This is a genomic window from Stenotrophomonas sp. BIO128-Bstrain, from assembly GCF_030128875.1.
Taxonomy (GTDB): domain Bacteria; phylum Pseudomonadota; class Gammaproteobacteria; order Xanthomonadales; family Xanthomonadaceae; genus Stenotrophomonas; species Stenotrophomonas bentonitica_A.
This window is the reverse complement of the sequence record NZ_CP124620.1, coordinates 39,709-57,244: the sequence shown is the minus strand read 5'-3', so window position 1 is coordinate 57,244 and position 17,536 is coordinate 39,709. Positions and strand designations below refer to the sequence as shown.

The following is a 17,536-nucleotide window of genomic DNA, read 5'->3' as shown; positions in this document are numbered from 1 at the left end:
GTTGCCGGCCAGCGGCCGGCACTACCTCAACGCCGCGCGCGCAGCGCCAGATCATCACGGCCTGGCGCGCAGCAGCGCCAGTCCAAATCCGATGAAGATCGTGCCGACCACGCGGTCGAACACCTTGCGCAGCCCCGGCTTGGCCAGATGACCAGCCAGCCCGCGGCCACCGGCGGCATACACCGTGTACCAGAACATCTCCATCACCGCGAAGGTCGCCACCAGGATCACGAACTGCGGCAGCTGCGGCTGACTCAGATCGACGAACTGCGGCAGGAACGCCGAGGCGAACAGCAGCAGCTTGGGGTTGCTGATCCCGATGATGAAGCCGTCGCGGAACAATACGGTACGCGAGCTCGGGACCAGCGCCATGGAACTGCCGACGTCGATCGGCGCATCGCCACCGCGCCATGCCTTGATCCCCAGGTACACCAGATACGCCACACCGGCGTAGCGCAGCACATCGAACACCATCGGCGACGCCTTGAGCACCGCACCCAGCCCGGCGGCGGAGATCGCCAGGGCCAGCACCAGCGCGGTGAGGCAGCCGGCCATCGCCGCGATGCTGCGGCGGAAGCCGACGCGCACGCTGCGGGTCATCACGTGCAGCATGTTCGGGCCGGGCGTGCCGCACAGGACGAACACGGTGACGGCGAAAATCCACCAGGTATGCAGGTTCATGGCAACGCAGTTCAAGAGAGGTAGTGCCGGCCGCTGGCCGGCTCCCCATGATGCCTGACGCAGACAGCACCGGCATGCCAGGCACGCGCGATGGCCGGTGTGCGCAACGCATCTGTCCGTCCCCGCACGCAGCGGGGCCTGACCGGCGCGGCTGCACGCCGCCACCGGGGCGCCTCACAGCGCCCCGGTGTGTCACCTCCTCATCAGCCTGCGATCAGAACCGCAGGTCCGCGCGCAGGTACCAGTAGCGCCCGCGCGGGATGTCGTAGGTCGAGGCGTCATACCCGTTGAGCGAGCACGACAGGCAGATCGGCGGATCCTTGTCGAACACGTTGTTCAGGCCGGCGCTGAGCTGCAGCCCCTTCATCCAGTCGAACCGGTAGCCCACCTGCATGTCGTGGAAGGTGGTCGCGGCCAGCTCGTTGGTGCCCTCGGCCTGGTTGCCGCAGATCGGGAAGGCGGCCACGTCGCCGCACTCTTCGGTGAGCTTGGAGATGTGGCGCACTGTCCAGGAGGCATTCCAGTTGGACAGGTTCCAGCTGAGCGTGTCATTGCTGGTCCACTCCGGAATCGAGCTGTCGGCCACCTCCACGCCGGGCCCCTGCGGCTGCTTCTGGCCCGCTGCACCAAGGGCCTCATAGCGGCCGACGAAGGTGTTCTGCCAACCCAGCTTGAACTGGCCGATCTCCGTCTGCGGCAGGGTCCAGAACAGGTCCACGTCCCAGCCATCGGTCTTGATCGACCCCAGGTTGGTCAGCCGGTTGTTGAAGCCGCTGACCGCACCGGTGCCGGCACGGGTGATGCCGTCGCAATACAGCGGGTCCAGCGTATCCACGCACAGGTCGAGCTGGGTCTGCGCGTTGATGGCCTGGATCGCACCTTCGATGTGGTGGCGGTAGAACGTCACCTCCACGTCGAATCGCTCCGACCAGGACGCATTGCTGCCGAACCACGGGCTCCACACGAAGCCGGCGCTGAAGCTGCGCGAGCGCTCCGGATCCAGCTCCGCGTTGCCGCCGGTGGTGACCGAGATCTGCGAGTTGGCCTGCTGGAAACCGTCCGGCACGCCCAGCGCGGCGCAGTTGGCGGCGCTGCCGCGCGGCGGGGTACCGCCGAGCCCGACCGAGCAGGGATCGAACAGCTGCAGGTCGGCGCGCGCGGCCGAGCCGTACAGCTCGCCGATGGAGGGTGCGCGGAAGCCTTCGGCGTAGCTGGTGCGCAGCACGAAGTCATTGGTCACCTGCCAGCGCAGGCCGTACTTGGGGGTGAACTCGCCGCCAAAGGTGGAGTAGTCCGAGTAGCGACCGGCCAGGCTCAGGTCGAGCTTCTCGCCGAGCGCGCTCTTGGCGAAGATCGGCACGCTCAGCTCCAGGTAGGCCTCGTTGACATCGTAGGAACCGGAGGTGGGCAACGACGGCACGCCGTTGTAGTGGCCGATAACGGTCAGCGGATCCGGATCGTAGCGGCCCTCGTACTTGCGGTATTCATAGCCGGTGGCGAAGGAGACCGGGCCGGCCGGCAGGGTGAACAGTTCGCTGCTCAGGTTGGCGGTGAACAGGCTCAACTCGTTCTGGCTGCGGTCGCGCACCACCGGCTGGATCCAGCGCAGCATCTCCGGGGTGATCGAGCCGACGCCACCGAAGATGTTCAACGGTACGCAGCCGGGCGTGGCCGCACACAACGCGGGATCACCCAGCGCCATGTTGACCTTGTAGATGTCGTAGCTGCCGTAGTTGGTCTGCTCGGCCTTGTTCTTGCTGTACATGCCGTTGAGGTCCCAGAACCAGCTGCGGTCGGCGGCCTGGAACTGGCCGACCAGGCCGGTGGCGAAGTACTGGGTATTGACCTCCTGCTCGAACACGCGCGCGCCGCCTTCGACCGGGCGACGGCCGATCAGGCTCATGTTGCCCGAGGCGACCAGATCGAAGCCGAACGGGTTGTAGGGATTGAGCCCGGAGACGACGATGTTGTCCGCCAGCGGATTACCGGTGGCGCCATCGGGCCCGAAGAACAGCGGCTCCGGTGCGGCCTGGTTGGTGGACTCGCGACGGTTGCCCAGTGCCTTGATGTACCACTGGATGTCATCGGTGAGGTCGAAGCGGAACTGGCCGAAGATGCCCTTCCGCTCGGACGGCGTGAGCACCATGTTGTACTCGGCGAAGTTGAACCGGTCGGCCGAGGTGAAGCAGTGGTAGTCATCGCTGCGGGTGCAGCCGGCGCTGCCGTCGTAACGCGGGCTGCTTACGCCGGTATTGGGCACGATGTCCTGCTTCGCACCGGTGTTGGGGTCGACGAAAGAGAAGCGTCCCTGCGGAATGCCACCGCTGCCGAAGGCCAGCCCGGTGCCGGGAATCGGGAAGCGCGACTGCTCGCGATCGCGCGCATACACCGGGTCCTGCTTGGTCCAGCTCGCCCCCAGGAACAGGGTGTAGCGGTCACCGCTGGTGCCCCAGGCCAGGTCCACGCCCTTCTGGGTGCCATCGCCCTTGGTGTACTCGCCGTAATTCATCGTCACCTGCGCGCCGTCGAATTCTCGGCGGGTGATGATGTTGACCACACCGGCGATGGCGTCGGAGCCGTACAGCGACGACGCGCCGTCTTCGAGTACTTCGATGCGCTCGACGATGGCCAGCGGGATGGTGTTCAAGTCTGTCGCCGCGCCCACGCCGGAGGCGGACGATTCGTTGACCCAGCGGATGCCATCGACCAGCACCAGCACCCGCTTGGCACCCAGGTGACGCAGATCGACCTGGGCCGAGCCCGCACCCACACCGCTGCCATCGGGGGGGAAGCCGAAGTTGCCTGACGAGTTGAATTTCGCATTGAGCGCCGAACCGGAGCCGGTCAGCTGCTGCAGCACCTCGCCGATGGAGGTCAGGCCGGTGCGTTCGATCTCGGTACGGGTCAGGGTCTGGATCGGCACCTGCCCTTCCACTTCGGCCCGCTTGATGCGGCTGCCGGTCACTTCCACCCGGTCCAGATCGGTCGTACTGCGTGGCGCGTCCTGCGCGCTGGCCAGGGCGGGTGCAGCCAGCAGCAGGCACAGCGATACGGCAACCGCCAATGGGCGGTGATGCAGGTTGTTCATTCGCTCTCTCTCCAAAGGAATGGTGGGCGGGGCTGCCGCGTCCCCCTGCATGGCGGCAGTGTCTCCTTTGTAAACAACCTGTAAATGTGAAGGAGTGACGCGCGCCTCGCTTTCACACCGAATCGACAAAGCCGACTACGAAGCGGATGCCTTCCCATGAGGCCCACGCTGCGCTCCACATCGAGGAACGCGCTTGTTTTTCCAAGGCGTTGGGCGCCGGCAAGGCGTCATCACACTGCGGGTGGAGGTAGGCGATCTGCGCCACGCCGGCGTCGGTCGCGGCCGCTGGAATTCTGGCCATGACGACACGATGCGCGTCGGGATCGGCCGCCATGCGCAGCATCGGCATGGATTCGTTCATCCTCGAGTCGGATTGCCATCACCGTGTTTCACCCGCCCCCGTTATGCTTTCCGGCATGACTCGACTTCCCCTGTATTTCTTCAGCGCGACCGTCCTGCTGGCCTGCTCCGGGGTCAGCCCGGTGGCCGATGCCCAGAACCTGGACGCACAGCGCGCGCAGCTCAAAGCCGTCATCGACAACGCCGAGCGCGGCCAGTTCGACCCGGCCCAGGCGGCCGCATTGAGTCGGCACCCGCTGTATGGCTGGGTCGAATTCGCCAACCTGCGGCGCAACATCGACACCGTCAGCAATACGCAGGCCCAGGACTTCCTGAAGCGCTACAACGGCCAGGCCGTGGCCACCAGCTTCCGCAATGTGTGGCTGCCCGCGGTGGCGCGACGCCAGGATTGGCCGACGCTGCTGGCCAACTGGACCGACACCTCCAACGTCGGGCTGCGCTGCGCGCAGCTCAACGCACGGCAGGCCACCGGCAAGGCCGACGCGCAGTGGGTCACCGAAGCACAGGCGATCTGGCGCAGCACCGGCAAGTCGTTGCCTGATGCCTGCGACCCGGTGTTCGCGGTCCTGGATGCCAAGGGCGGCATGAACGCCGAACTGCGCTGGGCACGCATCGACGCCGCTGCCGACGAGCAGCAGCCGGCGGTGATGCGCAGCGCCGCGCGCGGGTTGCCGGCCGCCGACCTCGCGCTGGCCAACACCTATGCCGCCTTCGTCGACAAACCCAACGCCAGCGCCTTGAACTGGCCGCGCAACGAGCGCAGCCGCCGCATCGCCACTGACGGCCTGGCCAAGCTGGCCAAGGCCGACCCGGGTGCGACCGAGCAGCAGCTGCCGCAGTACGCCGACGCCCTGCAGTTGAGCGCCGCCCAGCGCGCGCAGGTGCTGTATCAGATCGCCCTGTGGACGGTGGCTTCCTACGGTCCCGAATCCGCCCGCCGCCTCAATGCAGTGCCCGAGTCCGCCTACGACGAACGCCTGCACGAGTGGCGCGCGCGTGAGGCGCTGTCGCGCGGCGACTGGCCGGCGGCGCTGACCGCCATCCGCAAGATGGGCCCCACCCAGCGGGCCGACTCGCGCTGGCGCTATTTCGAAGCGCGCATGCTGGACAAGACCGGCAAGCGCAGCGAGGCGCAGGCCGCCTTCCGTGAGGCAGCCCGCGCGGCCACCTTCCATGGCTTCCTGGCGGCCGACCAGCTCGGCCAGAACTACACGCTGTGCCCGTGGGTACCCAATGACAGTGCCCAGGCGCAGGCGGCAGTCGCCCGTGACCCGGCGATCGTGCGGGCCATGGAACTGTTCAAGATCGAGCGTGCCGGCTGGGCCGTGGCCGAGTGGAACGACGCGCTGAGCCGCTACGACAACACGCAGCGTCGCCTGGCCGTGGAAGTGGCGCGCGACAACGGCTGGTTCGACCGTGCGGTGTTCTCGCTCGGCAAGACCCCGGACGAGCAGCGCCTGTATTCGCTGCGCTTCCCGCTGCACCACGATGACAGCATCCGCCGCGAATCGGCGCGCAACGCGATCGACCCGGCCTGGGTGGCCGCGGAGATCCGCGCCGAAAGCATCTTCAACCCGAAGGCGCGCTCGCCCGCCAACGCGATGGGCCTGATGCAGGTGCTGCCGGCGACCGGCGCTGCCGTGGCCAAGTCGATCGGCCTGACCAACTACGTTGGTGCCGCCAGCCTCTACGATCCGGACACCAACATCGCCATCGGCACCGCCTACCTGCGCCAGCTGATGAACAAGTACGAGGGCCTGCCCTACGTCACCATCGCCGCCTACAACGCCGGCCCGACCCCGACCGCCCGCTGGCAGTCGCAGCGCCCGGGGTTCGATCCGGACATCTGGATCGAGACCATCAGCTACAAGGAAACCCGCGAGTATGTCGCGCGCATCCTGGCCTTCAGCGTGATCTACGACTGGCGCTTGAACGGCGATGCGCTGCCGGTGACCGACCGCATGAACGGCCGCCTGCAGGTCAAGCGCAAGACCTTCGCCTGCGCGGCAAATGCCGACAAGGGTGGCGACTGACCGGCACCGGTATGCCAACCGGTTGGCGTGGCCTTGGTCCACTGCGGCATCATGGGCACATGAAAATCTATCTGGTTGGCGGCGCCGTGCGCGACCGCCTCTTGCAGCGTTCCCCCGGCGACCGCGACTGGGTTGTCGTCGGGGCCACCCAGGCGCAGATGGAAGCGCAGGGCTACAAGGCCGTGGGCCGTGATTTCCCGGTGTTCCTGCATCCGGACAGCGGTGAGGAATACGCACTGGCCCGGACCGAGCGCAAATCCGGACGCGGCTACCGCGGTTTCGTGGTCGATGCGGACCCGTCGGTGACGCTGGAAGAAGACCTGCAGCGCCGCGATTTCACCATCAACGCCATCGCCTGCGATGAGGCCACCGGCACGTTGGTGGATCCCTATGGCGGCGTGCGCGATATCGAGCAACGCGTGCTGCGCCACGTCGGCCCGGCCTTCATCGAAGATCCGCTGCGCGTGCTGCGTGCGGCCCGCTTCATGGCGCGCTTCGCCCCGCTCGGCTTCACCGTGGCCGAGGAGACGATGGCCCTGATGCAGCAGATCGCCGCCAGCGGTGAGCTTGAGGCACTGGTGCCCGAACGTGTCTGGCAGGAGCTGCGACGCGCCCTCGCCTCCGCGCGGCCGTCCGCCTTCCTGCGCACGCTGCATGATGCCCATGCACTGGGCCCGATCCTGCCCGAGCTGGAAGCACTGTATGGGGTGCCGCAGCGCGCGGAGTTCCACCCCGAAGTGGATACCGGCGTGCACCAGGAAATGGTCAGCGACATGGCCGCGCAGCTGGCACCGGGCGATGACCTGATCGGCTTCGCCGCGCTGACCCACGACCTCGGCAAGGGCCTGACCCCGCCAGAGGAATGGCCGCGCCACATCATGCATGAGCAGCGCGGGGTGGCCCCGCTGCGTGCCCTGGCCGATCGACTGAAGGTGCCGGTCGATCACCGCCAGTTGGCCGAAGCGGTCTGCCGCGATCATCTCAACGTGCACCGCATCGACGAACTGCGCGATGCCACCGTGCTGGAACTGCTGGCCCGCTGCGACGGCTTCCGCCGCCCGGAGCGGATCGCGCAGATCGCGCTGTGCTGCGAGGCCGACAAGCGGGGCCGGCTGGGCTTCGAGGACAGCGACTACCCGCAGGGTGAAACGCTCCAGCGGCTGCATCGCGCTGCGCTGGCGGTGCAGGCACGCGATCTGGACCTGACTCACCTCAAGGGCCCCGCGGTGGGGGAGCAGCTGGCCAAGGCACGCACGCAGGCGATTGCCGCGCTGCGCTGAACGTGTGTGCCCGTGCCGGCCCGCACAGTGTCGGGCCGGTCCGGCACACCCGCTGTCAGCGGGTATCGGCGATCGCAGCAGCCTGGTTGCAGGCCGGCTGCGCAAGCAGCCATTCGCGCGCCATCGCTGCCGCGTCCTGCCCTGCGCCCACCATGACGTCCGGCTGCAGGCGGTGGCCGTCGCCTACGCCGTTGCGGTCGGCGATCACGCTGGTGGTCAACAACAGCAGACTGCCATCGGGCAGACGCTGGGGGATATTGGCGGTGGAATAGCCGGAAGTGGGCTGGCCGAAGCTGCGCGAGGCGGGCCGGCCGCGGAACGCCAGTACCGATGCCTCACCGGAACTGGCAGTACGCGGCCCCATCAGGACGGCCACCGGCGCGCCCGGGTTGCGCAGCGTGTACTGGGTGTGGCGCGATCCGACCACCGACTTGCTGTCCAGCCAGACCGCACCCTCGCGATACGCCCACGGCTGGCGTTTATCGGCCAGTAGGAACATGCCCACCGGATCCGCCGTCTTCGCATCGCCCAGCAATGGGCCCATCCCCAGCAGCATGGGCCACATGTTGCCGCCAGTGTTGCTGCGCAGGTCGACCACCCAGCCACAACGGTCGCCATCATCCTGCTCCCGGATGCGCGTCTGCAGCGCAAGGGCCGCCTGCTTGCGGGCTTGGTACTGCACGTCCTTGGGCTGGGAGGAATCGTCCATGTAGGCGCCCACCTTGATCCACCCCAGCCGTGCTGTCGGTCCGCCGCTGGCGTCATCTGTCTGAGTGGGCGCAGCCCCCATCGCCGCCTGCGTGGCCTGTGCGCGCCTGGACTGCGCGCTCAATTCGTTGGCGGACGTCCACCGCCCGTGCCCACCGCTGCTGCGTTGGATCACATCGTCCAGCACCCGTCGCGTCTGCGCCGGGTCGCGCGCGGCCGCCAGCTCCGCGCGGGCCTTGGGCCACTCCACGCGGTCGCGATACAGCGACTGTTGCTGCAGCAGGTCCAGGATCCGCGCCTGCGCCTCGGCGCTGGGGACGTCCTGTGCGTTTGCAGCGCCACTTGCCGCTGCCAAGCCCACCATCAACCACCCGCAACGTCCTGCGATCATCGCGCTACATCCCTGTAGTGAAGAGGCTGCAGCTTACCGCTGCACCCGCCAGCCGGAACAGTGCGCCGTTCGCATAACCAGCGATGCCTCACGCTACAACGCGGTCGGCAGCGCCGGTTGCGCCCGGCGTGCCGCCGCGGATCCCTGCTGGCTGTCGCCCTACCAGTCCAACCGCAACCCGATATTGCCTTCGATCACCTTGCGCTCCTTCTGCGCACTGCTTTCCAGGTCGCGCGTGTAATCGGCCACCGCAAACGCGCTGACGGTGCTGTTGAAGCGTGCTACGACGCCCACGCCCATTTCCAGCGCGCGTGAATCCTGCTGGTTGAGGATGCGGTTGGTATCGAAATCGATGCGGTCTTCCCCGTCCAGGGTCTGCCAGTAGTTGAGCTTGACGTAAGGCTGCCAGCCGTTGCCGGCGATGTCGTAGTCGGCAGCCAGGCGCAGGCCGACGCGTCCGGTCCAGGCGTTGTCGTTGTTGAAGCGCAGCGAGGACACCGCGTCGCCGGCGTCGTCGACCGAGGTGCGCTGCCAGATCACCTGCAGCTGTGGCTCCAGCCACCACGCACTCTGCCCGAACCGCAGCAGCGGCTTGCCTACTTCCAGCGAAGCGGTGGTGCCATCGCCGCGCACGTCGATGCCCAGCCCGCGTGAGGAGGTGGCGTCGCCGTCGTAGCGGCTCTGCATCACCACCGCGTCCAGGTAGCCGCCGGCACTGCCGGCGCGGGTCCAGTACACACCCACGTGCTTGTCATCCAGCCGGGTGCGGCCTACCGCCACGTTTTCCCAGCCAATCGCGAATCCGCTCACGTTGCCCTGTGCGCGGGTACGGCCGACGAACACGCCGAACTGGTCGCGGTGCTCCTCTGCCGCGTTGGCGTACAGGTCCAGGCCGGCCTGGATGCCCTGGATGTCGCCGTCGAAGCCCGGTTGCGCGTCGCCTTCCCAGTGCTGTTCGTGGCTCTGCCCGACCATCCGCGCCCATGCCGCGCGCACGCCGCCCTGCCCGGCCAACAGCCGCTGCTCGCCCTGGCGTTCGTGGAAGGTGCCCAGGCTGGCCAGGCTGGTTTCGCGCAGCAGCGGCGGCACCACGGAATACAGGCCGGTCTCGAAGCGGTACAGCGGAATGATGTCGCCCTGCGCCGGGCGCGCACCGGGCGTGGGCGGCACCGCCAGCGGCCCGGGCACCGCCGCCACGTCGGTGGGCACCGGCGGCGGGGTATCGATGGTGGGCGGCGCCACGTCGGCCGGATCAACCGGCTCCGGCGGTGGTGCCGGCTCCGGCGCGGCCGGGTTGGGATCATCCGGCGGATTGACGTCCGGCGGCGGTGGCGGCGCCGGTGGCAGCTCCGCCGGCGGGGTCCCGGCGCCCTCCGGCGGCGGGGGCGGCGGCGTGGTGACTCCACCCGGCGGCGGTGTGGGCGCCGGGGTCACGCTGGCCACCAGGGTCGAGCGCAGATACCAGTTTTCGCTGGTGCCGCCGCTGACGCCGCCCTTGAACAGGAAATACTCGTAGGCACCAACAGCGACCGGGTTGTACAACGCGAACGCGGTGGGCGCGGTGGTCGCACCGTTGATCGCCTGCACCACCAGGATGCCGTCAGCCACCGTGGACGCGCCGGTGCCGCCGGCGTTGAGGATGCCCACGCCGGTGGTGCCAGTGGCGCTGCCGGTGGAGATCACCAGTTTGTCCGACAGCGAACTGTCGTCGCCCAGCACCGTGTTGAGGTACAGCGCGCCACCGTTGCCGACATAGTTGCCCACCACGGTGAAGGTATCGCCGACGCCGCCCCCATTGCTGAGGTCGATGCGGCCGGCATTGGTGAGCGTGGCCAGCTGCCCGGCCACGAACGGGGCGAGGACGCCGTTGCTGCCGCCCCCGAACACCGCGCTGGTGGCATCGATGTCCAGGCTGCCCGTGCCGCTGCCGCTGTCGCCCAGCACCCACGTGCCATCGAACGTCAGCTGGGTATCGTCGCGCAGGGCCACCTGTTCCCAGTTGGTGAAGCGCGCCACGCCACTGGTCTTGACGTTGTCCAGGCCGAGCACGTCGTTGCCCAGCCCGCCATCGAAAGACGGCAGCGCGCCCAGGTGGGCGTTGTTGAGGTTGCTCAGCTGCGCGACATCATCGCCTTCGCCGAAGTCGATCGCCCCGTGCACCACGCCGCCGCCGTTCCACGTGAGGCTGTCGTTGCCGAAGCTCAGGCGGATCTCGCCGCGCACGGTGCCGCCGGTGATGGTGACCGCATCGTCGCCACCGCTGACGCTGATGTTGCCGCCGATGTACCCGTCCGACAGCACGATGGTGTCGCGGCCGAAACCGGTGACGAGGTTGCCGTCGATGGTGCCGCCGGACATCAGGAAGGTGTTGTCGTCGAGCTTCATGTTGACCCGGCCGATGCGACCGCCGGTCATCTCGGCGTAGTCGCCATCGTCGAATGCACCGACGATGCGCCCGCCGGTCATGCGGAAGCGGTCCAGGGCATCGCCCTGCAGCAGCGCGCCGATGCTGCCGCCGGTCATCAGGAAGGTATCGATGCCCGAGCCCTGCTGCACGGTGCCGGTGACGCTGCCGCCGCTGATCTCCAGGCTGTCCTGCCCATCGCCCTGGTCGACGCTGTCGATCACGCCGTCGCGGATCACCAGCGCGTCGTTGCCTGCGCCCTGCAGCACGCCGCCCTGGATGCTGCCGCCGAGCATGTCGATGCGGTCGTTGCCCGCACCGGACACGACGCCGCCGGTACTGCCGCTGATCGTGCCGCGGTTGACCAGGTAAGTGGCGCCGTTGAGCTGCAGGGCGCGGCCGGCGTTGGCGATGATGCTGCCGGTGTTGTTGATGACGTGGCCGCTGCCGGTCTGCACGGTGATCGCGTTGCCGCTGGCGACCGCGAGCTGCGCGTTGGCCAGCACGTTGATGGTGGTGTTGGACGCACCGGCAGCGGTGACGATCGCGACCGGGTCCGGATTGGGCGCTGCCGCCGAGCAGGTCACCGTCTGGTCCTGGCCGGGAGCGGGGTTGTCGCACCCCGCCCAGGCTGGCGCGGCACCGGCGAGCAGGACCGTGCCCAGTGCCCCTCCACAGCCTCGGCGCAACCACTGCGAAATACGGACGGCCAGCACAGTGCGTGACGGCGAAGCGGGCATGGAGCGCATACACCTTCCCTGTTCAACAAGAGGGGAGTAAGGCAACGGCCCCAGTGCTTCAACGCAGACCGGCGACCGTACTCTTACTGCTGCAACGTGATGGCCGGGTAAAAGGTGAGCGTCGGCGCTAGATTTTCAGGTAGATGCGGCGGCTGTCCAATGCCCACACCACGAACCACCACACCGTCACGAACAACAGCGCGCACAGCAGCGAGGCCAGCGCGGGTGTGGCCGGCAGCAGCGCCGAAATGCCCTGGTACAACCACGCCCATGCCCCGCTGGCGATCAGCAGCAGGGCCATCACCGAGGACCCGACGTAGGCGGCGATGGCGTTGACACCGAAGCGCCGGCCCAGTGCCGGCAGGCCGGCACGATCGACCAGTTGATGCGCCAGCAGCAGTGCCGCCACCGACAGCCCACCGCTCCACAGCACGAAGCTGGGGGTCCACAACTGCTTGTTCAACGGCAGCAACGGGGTGCAGAGCAGGCCCAGCACCAGGCAGGCCAGCGCCAGGCCGCCCAACGCGCGCAGCCTGCCGGCGCGCAGCCAGCCCCCCGCGATCAACCCCAGCAAGGTGGTGGCGATCGCCCCTGCGCTGCTGAGCAGGCCTTCGGGATCATGGCCCAGGCCGGTCAGCGCGTCGTACCGGTACAGGAACGGTGCGAACAGCACGGTATCCAGGCGACTGGCCGGGTTCTGCCACGGGGCCAGCGACTCGGCTCCCAGCAGGACCAGTGCATAGCCCGCCAACACGCCCAGCAGCACCATCCACTGCGTGCGTGCGCGGGTGCCGATGGCCAGCACACCGACCACGGCCACGCACAGGGCGATCCGCTGCAGCACACCCCACAGGCGATACGCCGGCAGTTCGAACAGCCACCACGCCAGCAGGTGCAGCAACGCCCCGGCGATCAGGATGCGCAGCGCGCGCTGCAGCACGCCACGCACCAGCGCCGGGCGCGCGGCCGGGTTGGTCGCGCGTGGCGCCAGGCTGAAGGCCATCGAGACGCCGGCGATGAACAGGAACAACGGGAAGATCAGGTCGGTCGGGGTGAAGCCATGCCACTGCGCATGCAGCAGCGGCGCGTAGACATGACTCCAGTCGCCCGGGTTGTTGACCAGCAGCATCGCTGCGACGGTCAGGCCGCGCAGCGCGTCGATCGAGCCCATCCGTCCCGGCGGCGCGGCACTCATGTGTCTTCGCGCTGCCCGGCGATCCAGGTGCTGCGCACCTGCAGGGCATCATCGAGCAGGACCAGATCGGCGTGATGACCTTCGGCGATGTGTCCGTAACGGTCATCCAGATTCAGGAACTGCGCCGGATAGGTCGAGGCCATGCGCGCGGCTTCCGCCAGCGACACGCCCAGCAGCTGCACGCTGTTGCGCACCGCCGTGGCCATGTCCAGCGCCGAGCCGGCCAGCGAGCCGGCCGCATTGCGCACCACGCCGTCGATGGCGGTGATGACCTCGCCATACAGTTCGTAGCTGGGGTCTTCCGCACCCACCGGCGGCATCGCATCGGTGACCAGCATGACCTTGCCGCGGGGCTTGGTCGCCAGCGCCACGCGCAGGCTGGCCGGGTGCACGTGCACGCCGTCGGCGATGATGCCGACCCAGCTGTCGCGATCTTCCAGTGCAGCACCCACCGCGCCCGGCTCGCGACCGGTCAGCGGTGACATCGCGTTGTACAGATGGGTGAACCCACGGATGCCGGCCTCCAGGCCCGCACGCGCTTCTTCGTAACTGGCCGCGGTGTGGCCGGCCGCCACGACCACGCCACGCTCGACCAGCGCGCGAATGCTCTCCAGCGGCACGCGCTCGGGTGCCAGCGTCACCAGGGTGACGCCATTGTCCAGCGAGGCGGCCAGCGCGATCTCCGCAGCATCGGGCACGCGGAACTTGTTCGCATCGTGCGTGCCCTTGCGGGCCGGCGCGATGTACGGGCCTTCCAGATGGATACCGAGCACGCCCGGTACGCCTTCGCTGATGGCCTGGCGGGTCGCAGCGATCGCCGCACGCATCACCTGCACATCGTCGCTGATCAGGGTCGGCAGCAGGCCGGTGGTGCCGAAACGGCGGTGCGCCTGGGCCAGCGTGCGCAGCGTGGCGACATCGGGGCTGTTGTTGAACAGCACGCCGCCGCCACCGTTGACCTGGGCATCGATGAAGCCTGGCAGCAGCCAGCCACCGCCCAGGTCCACCTGCTCGTCGGCCTGGCCGAGCATCGGTGCGGCATCGGATACCAGCGCGGTGATCCGGCCACTCTCGATCACCAGCGCCAGGTCGTCGCGGAAGTCGTCGCCAGCCAGGATGCGCGCGTTGCGCAGGACAGTTTTCATCAGACGGTTTCCGTCACCTTGTTCAGATGCGGCGGCAGGTCGGGGTTGTGGCCGCGGCGCAGCGCCAGCGCGTTGATCGCGCGGTAGAAGCTCTGGATGGTCAGCAGTGGCGCGCACGCCGGGTGCGGGGCGACCGGCAGCGGCAGATCGCCGCCGACATCGGCCAGCCACACCTGTGCATCGCGCGCAGCGAACTCGCTCAGCACCGCGCGGGTACCGGCGCCGGTTTCATCCGGCTGGGCAAAGGCCAGCACCGGGAAGCCCGGGCCGACCAGTGCCATCGGCCCGTGCTTGACCTCGGCCGAGCTGTAGGCCTCGGCGTGCAGGCCGCAGGTTTCCTTGAACTTCAGCGCTGCTTCCTGCGCGGCGGCCAGGCCCAGGCCACGCCCCAGCACGAACAGGTTGTGGGCCGGCACCAGGCCCTCGGTCAGCGACGACCAATCGTTGTTCCAGGCCTCGCGCAGGGCATCGGGCAGCGCACGCAGCGAAGCGATAAGGCCCACGTCCTGGGTCCAGTACGCGACCAGTTGCAGAATGGCCGACAGCGAGGCCAGGTAGCTCTTGGTCGCTGCCACGCTGCGCTCGGCACCGGCGCCCAGCGGGATCACCGTCTCGGCCAGCTGCGCCAGCGGCGAATCTTCGACATTGACCAGTGCCACCACGCGCGCGCCGGCCGCACGTGCGGCTTCGGCATTGCGCAGCAGGTCCGGGCTCTTGCCCGACTGCGAAATCACGATGTACAGCGCGCCGCGCAGCTTCAATGGCGCTTCGTAGACCGAGCCGACCGACGGCGAGGCCGAGGCGGTCACCAGCCCGAGGCGCGTTTCCAGCAGGTACTTGGCGTAGGTGGCGGCGTGGTCGGAGCTGCCACGTGCGCAGGTCACCACGAACGGCGGCGGCGCCGCGCGCAGGCTGGCGGCCAGCGTCTCCACGGCCACCTGGTTGCGTGCGAACTGCGCGGCGATCACATCGGCAGCCTCGGCGGCTTCGCGGTACATCAGGGTGTCGTGGGGAGCAGGCAGGGACATGGGGACTCAGGTCGTTTCAGGAGAGGGAAGCCGTGCACCCTGCGGGCGCATCGGCGCGGTGGAGCCGCGCACCACCAGCTGCGGCACGAAGCCCTGGTTCTGCAGCTGCAGTGGCGCGTCGTCGTAGGCATCGCTGCGCAACTGCGCGATCAGCAGGCGCGCGGCATGCCGGGCGATGTCTTCGGTGGCCTGCTTGGCGGTGGTCAGCGGCGGCCAGGACTGGCGCGAGAACGGACTGTCCTCGAAGCCGGCGATGGACAGGTCGTAGGGCACGTTCATGCCGGTGGACTTGGCGGCGGCCAGCACGCCGGCGGCGATTTCATCGTTGGAGCCGAAGATGGCGGTGGGCGGTTCGCGCAGCGCCAGCAGGCGGCGCGCCCCACGGAAGCCGTCATCGAAGGTGTAATCGCCCTGCACCACCAGGTGCTTGTCGATGGTCATGCCGTAATCGCGCAGCGCCGCTTCATAGCCGGCATAGCGCTCGCCACTGGAGCGGTGCGAAGTGCCGCCCCAGAGGAAACCGATGCGCTGGTGACCGAGCTGGATCAGGTGCTCGGTGATTTCATAGGCGGCCTCGCGGTCGTCAACGAACACGCAGGCACCATCTTCGGGATCGGCGGTGGCGGCGATGATGCGCACCAGCTTGATTCCGCGCGCGGTGAGCGCAGCCACCAGATCCTTGCGCTCGGACATCGGCGCGGTCAGCACCAGCCCGGCAAGGCGCGAGCGCTGCACCCAGTCGGCCAGCTCTTCGGCCAGCATCGGCGAGCTGGAGTCGCAGGGGTGGATCTGCAGCCCGAACCCGGTTTCACGGCACGCGGCGAGCACGCCGTTCTGCACGCCGATGATGTGGTACGGGTTGGGGTTGTCGTAGACCAGCCCGACCACCAGCGTGGTGCCGGTGCGCAGGTTGCGCGCGGCCGGATCGGGCTCGTAATCCAGCTCGGCGATCGCGCGCAGCACCCGGGCGCGGGTGGCCTGCATCACCGAGGGCTCGTTGTTGATCACCCGTGAGACCGTCTTCAGCGATACCTTGGCCCGTTCGGCGACATCCTTGATGGTCGCTCTGCGCATCGTTTTTTCCTGGCTGACCGGTTGAGCGTCCATGATCGCCGATCACTGCCCGTCGCGGGACAGCCCGACGCGGTGGCCGCGCATCGAATAGAACAGGATGTACAGGTAGCAGGGCACCATCAGGCCGGCGAATACCCACTGGAAGTCGAAGTGCTGTTTGAGCACCGCAAACAGCTGGGGAATGATCGCGCCACCGGCGATGGCCATCACCAGCAGGGCCGAGCCGGTCTCGGTGAAACGGCCCAGCCCGCGGATGGCCAGCGGGAAGATGGCCGGCCACATCATCGCGTTGGCAAAGCCCAGGGCCGCCACGAAGCCCACCGACACGTAGCCGTGGGTGAACAGCGCGCCGATGCAGAACACCACGCCGAGTACGGCGGAAATGCTCAGGTAGCGCGACTGCGAAACCAGGTGCGGGATCAAGGCCAGGCCGGCCAGATAACCGATGAGCATCGCGCCCAGGGTGATCGAGGTGAACATCTTGGTCTGGTCCAGCGGCAGGTCGAAGCCATGGCCGTAAGTGCCGATCGCATCGCCGGCCATCACTTCCACGCCGACATAGACGAACAGGCACAGCACGCCCAGCCAGAGGTGCGGGAACTGGAAGATGCTGGTGCGCTCGGCCACCCCCGGCGCGCGGGCCGGCGTGGCGTTGGCTTCGGAGGTCTTCAACTCGGGCAGCGGCGAGAACAGCACGCCCACCGCCAGCACCACCAGCAGCCCGGCCATGGCCATGTACGGCAGCTGGATCTTGGCGGCGAAGTCGTTGAGCAGGACGGTCTTGGCCGCTGCGTCGGCGACCTTCACCTGGGCATCCAGATCGCCGATGCCGTGCAGCACCAGCGTACCGATCAGCACCGGCGCGAGCATGCCGGCGATCTTGTTGCAGATACCCATCAGCGCGATGCGCCGGGCCGCGGTCTCGATCGGGCCAAGGATGCTGATGTACGGATTGACCGCCGTCTGCAGCAGGGCCAGGCCACTGCCGATGACGAACAGGCCGCTGAGTGCGCCTGGATACCAGCGCTGCTGCGCGAAGTGGGCGAACACCACCGCGCCGGCCGCCATCACCAGCAGGCTCAGGCTCAGGCCCTTCTTCATGCCGGTGCGCTTGAGGATCCACGAGGCCGGCAGCGCCAGGAAGAAGTACGACAGGTAGAAGACCATCAGCACCAGGAAGGCGCCGACCTCGTCCAGCTCGAAGGCCAGCTTGACGAAGGTGATCAAGGGCCCGTTGAGCCAGGTGAAGAAGCCGATCAGGAAGAACAGCACGCCGATGATCAGGATCGAGGTAAGCACGCTCGAACGCGCGGAGGCAGCAGGCACGGCAGACATCAAGGAGGCTCCTGCATCGACGGCACCGGAGCGGCGTCGGAAGAGTGGCTGGGAACAACGTTGTCACATTTATT

At 68.1% G+C, this 17,536-nt stretch carries 12 protein-coding genes; 2 read left to right on the top strand and 10 right to left on the bottom strand.

Annotated features, from left to right (window positions below; all coding sequences use genetic code 11):
* Positions 1-54: 54 nt before the first annotated feature.
* The 3 genes from POS15_RS00230 to POS15_RS00220 form a co-directional block, all read right to left on the bottom strand.
* A complete protein-coding gene (locus POS15_RS00230; protein ID WP_284128777.1) occupies positions 55-681 on the bottom strand; it encodes a LysE family translocator in 627 nt (208 codons plus the stop codon).
* Between the two features lie 214 nt (positions 682-895).
* Entirely contained in the window at positions 896-3,769 is a 2,874-nt protein-coding gene (locus POS15_RS00225; protein ID WP_284128776.1) for a TonB-dependent receptor, read from the bottom strand.
* Positions 3,770-3,881: 112 nt separating this feature from the next.
* The gene (locus POS15_RS00220; protein WP_019186229.1) at positions 3,882-4,130 is read right to left on the bottom strand and encodes a hypothetical protein; all 249 of its coding nucleotides are present in this window, start codon (positions 4,128-4,130) and stop codon (positions 3,882-3,884) included.
* A 55-nt stretch (positions 4,131-4,185) separates the two neighbouring features.
* On the opposite strand from POS15_RS00220, the gene POS15_RS00215 reads away from it, so the two are divergent.
* Together POS15_RS00215 and POS15_RS00210 are read left to right on the top strand one after the other, a co-directional pair.
* Entirely contained in the window at positions 4,186-6,162 is a 1,977-nt protein-coding gene (locus tag POS15_RS00215; protein ID WP_284128775.1) for a transglycosylase SLT domain-containing protein, read from the top strand.
* A 59-nt stretch (positions 6,163-6,221) separates the two neighbouring features.
* On the top strand, positions 6,222-7,442 hold the full coding sequence (locus POS15_RS00210) for a multifunctional CCA addition/repair protein (protein WP_019186231.1): 1,221 nt from the start codon (positions 6,222-6,224) through the stop codon (positions 7,440-7,442).
* A 55-nt stretch (positions 7,443-7,497) separates the two neighbouring features.
* On the opposite strand, the gene POS15_RS00205 is transcribed toward POS15_RS00210, so the two are convergent.
* The 7 genes from POS15_RS00205 to POS15_RS00175 all read right to left on the bottom strand — a co-directional run bounded on the left by POS15_RS00205 (position 7,498) and on the right by POS15_RS00175 (position 17,462).
* A complete protein-coding gene (locus tag POS15_RS00205) occupies positions 7,498-8,541 on the bottom strand; it encodes a S41 family peptidase (protein ID WP_284128774.1) in 1,044 nt (347 codons plus the stop codon).
* A 159-nt stretch (positions 8,542-8,700) separates the two neighbouring features.
* The gene (locus POS15_RS00200) at positions 8,701-11,685 is read right to left on the bottom strand and encodes an autotransporter domain-containing protein (RefSeq protein ID WP_284128773.1); all 2,985 of its coding nucleotides are present in this window, start codon (positions 11,683-11,685) and stop codon (positions 8,701-8,703) included.
* A gap of 127 nt (positions 11,686-11,812) precedes the next feature.
* Positions 11,813-12,880: a heparan-alpha-glucosaminide N-acetyltransferase domain-containing protein gene (locus POS15_RS00195; RefSeq protein ID WP_284128772.1), complete on the bottom strand. Its 1,068-nt coding sequence runs from the start codon at positions 12,878-12,880 to the stop codon at positions 11,813-11,815.
* The gene (gene nagA / locus POS15_RS00190) at positions 12,877-14,025 is read right to left on the bottom strand and encodes an N-acetylglucosamine-6-phosphate deacetylase (protein WP_284128771.1); all 1,149 of its coding nucleotides are present in this window, start codon (positions 14,023-14,025) and stop codon (positions 12,877-12,879) included. The genes POS15_RS00195 and nagA overlap by 4 nt, the downstream gene beginning before the upstream one ends.
* A complete protein-coding gene (locus POS15_RS00185) occupies positions 14,025-15,053 on the bottom strand; it encodes an SIS domain-containing protein (protein ID WP_046274268.1) in 1,029 nt (342 codons plus the stop codon). The genes nagA and POS15_RS00185 overlap by 1 nt, the downstream gene beginning before the upstream one ends.
* Positions 15,054-15,059: 6 nt before the next feature.
* Positions 15,060-16,127, bottom strand: coding sequence for a LacI family DNA-binding transcriptional regulator (locus POS15_RS00180; RefSeq protein ID WP_019186013.1), 1,068 nt, complete (start codon positions 16,125-16,127; stop codon positions 15,060-15,062).
* Positions 16,128-16,169: 42 nt separating this feature from the next.
* On the bottom strand, positions 16,170-17,462 hold the full coding sequence (locus tag POS15_RS00175) for a sugar MFS transporter (RefSeq protein ID WP_019186014.1): 1,293 nt from the start codon (positions 17,460-17,462) through the stop codon (positions 16,170-16,172).
* Positions 17,463-17,536 lie beyond the last annotated feature (74 nt).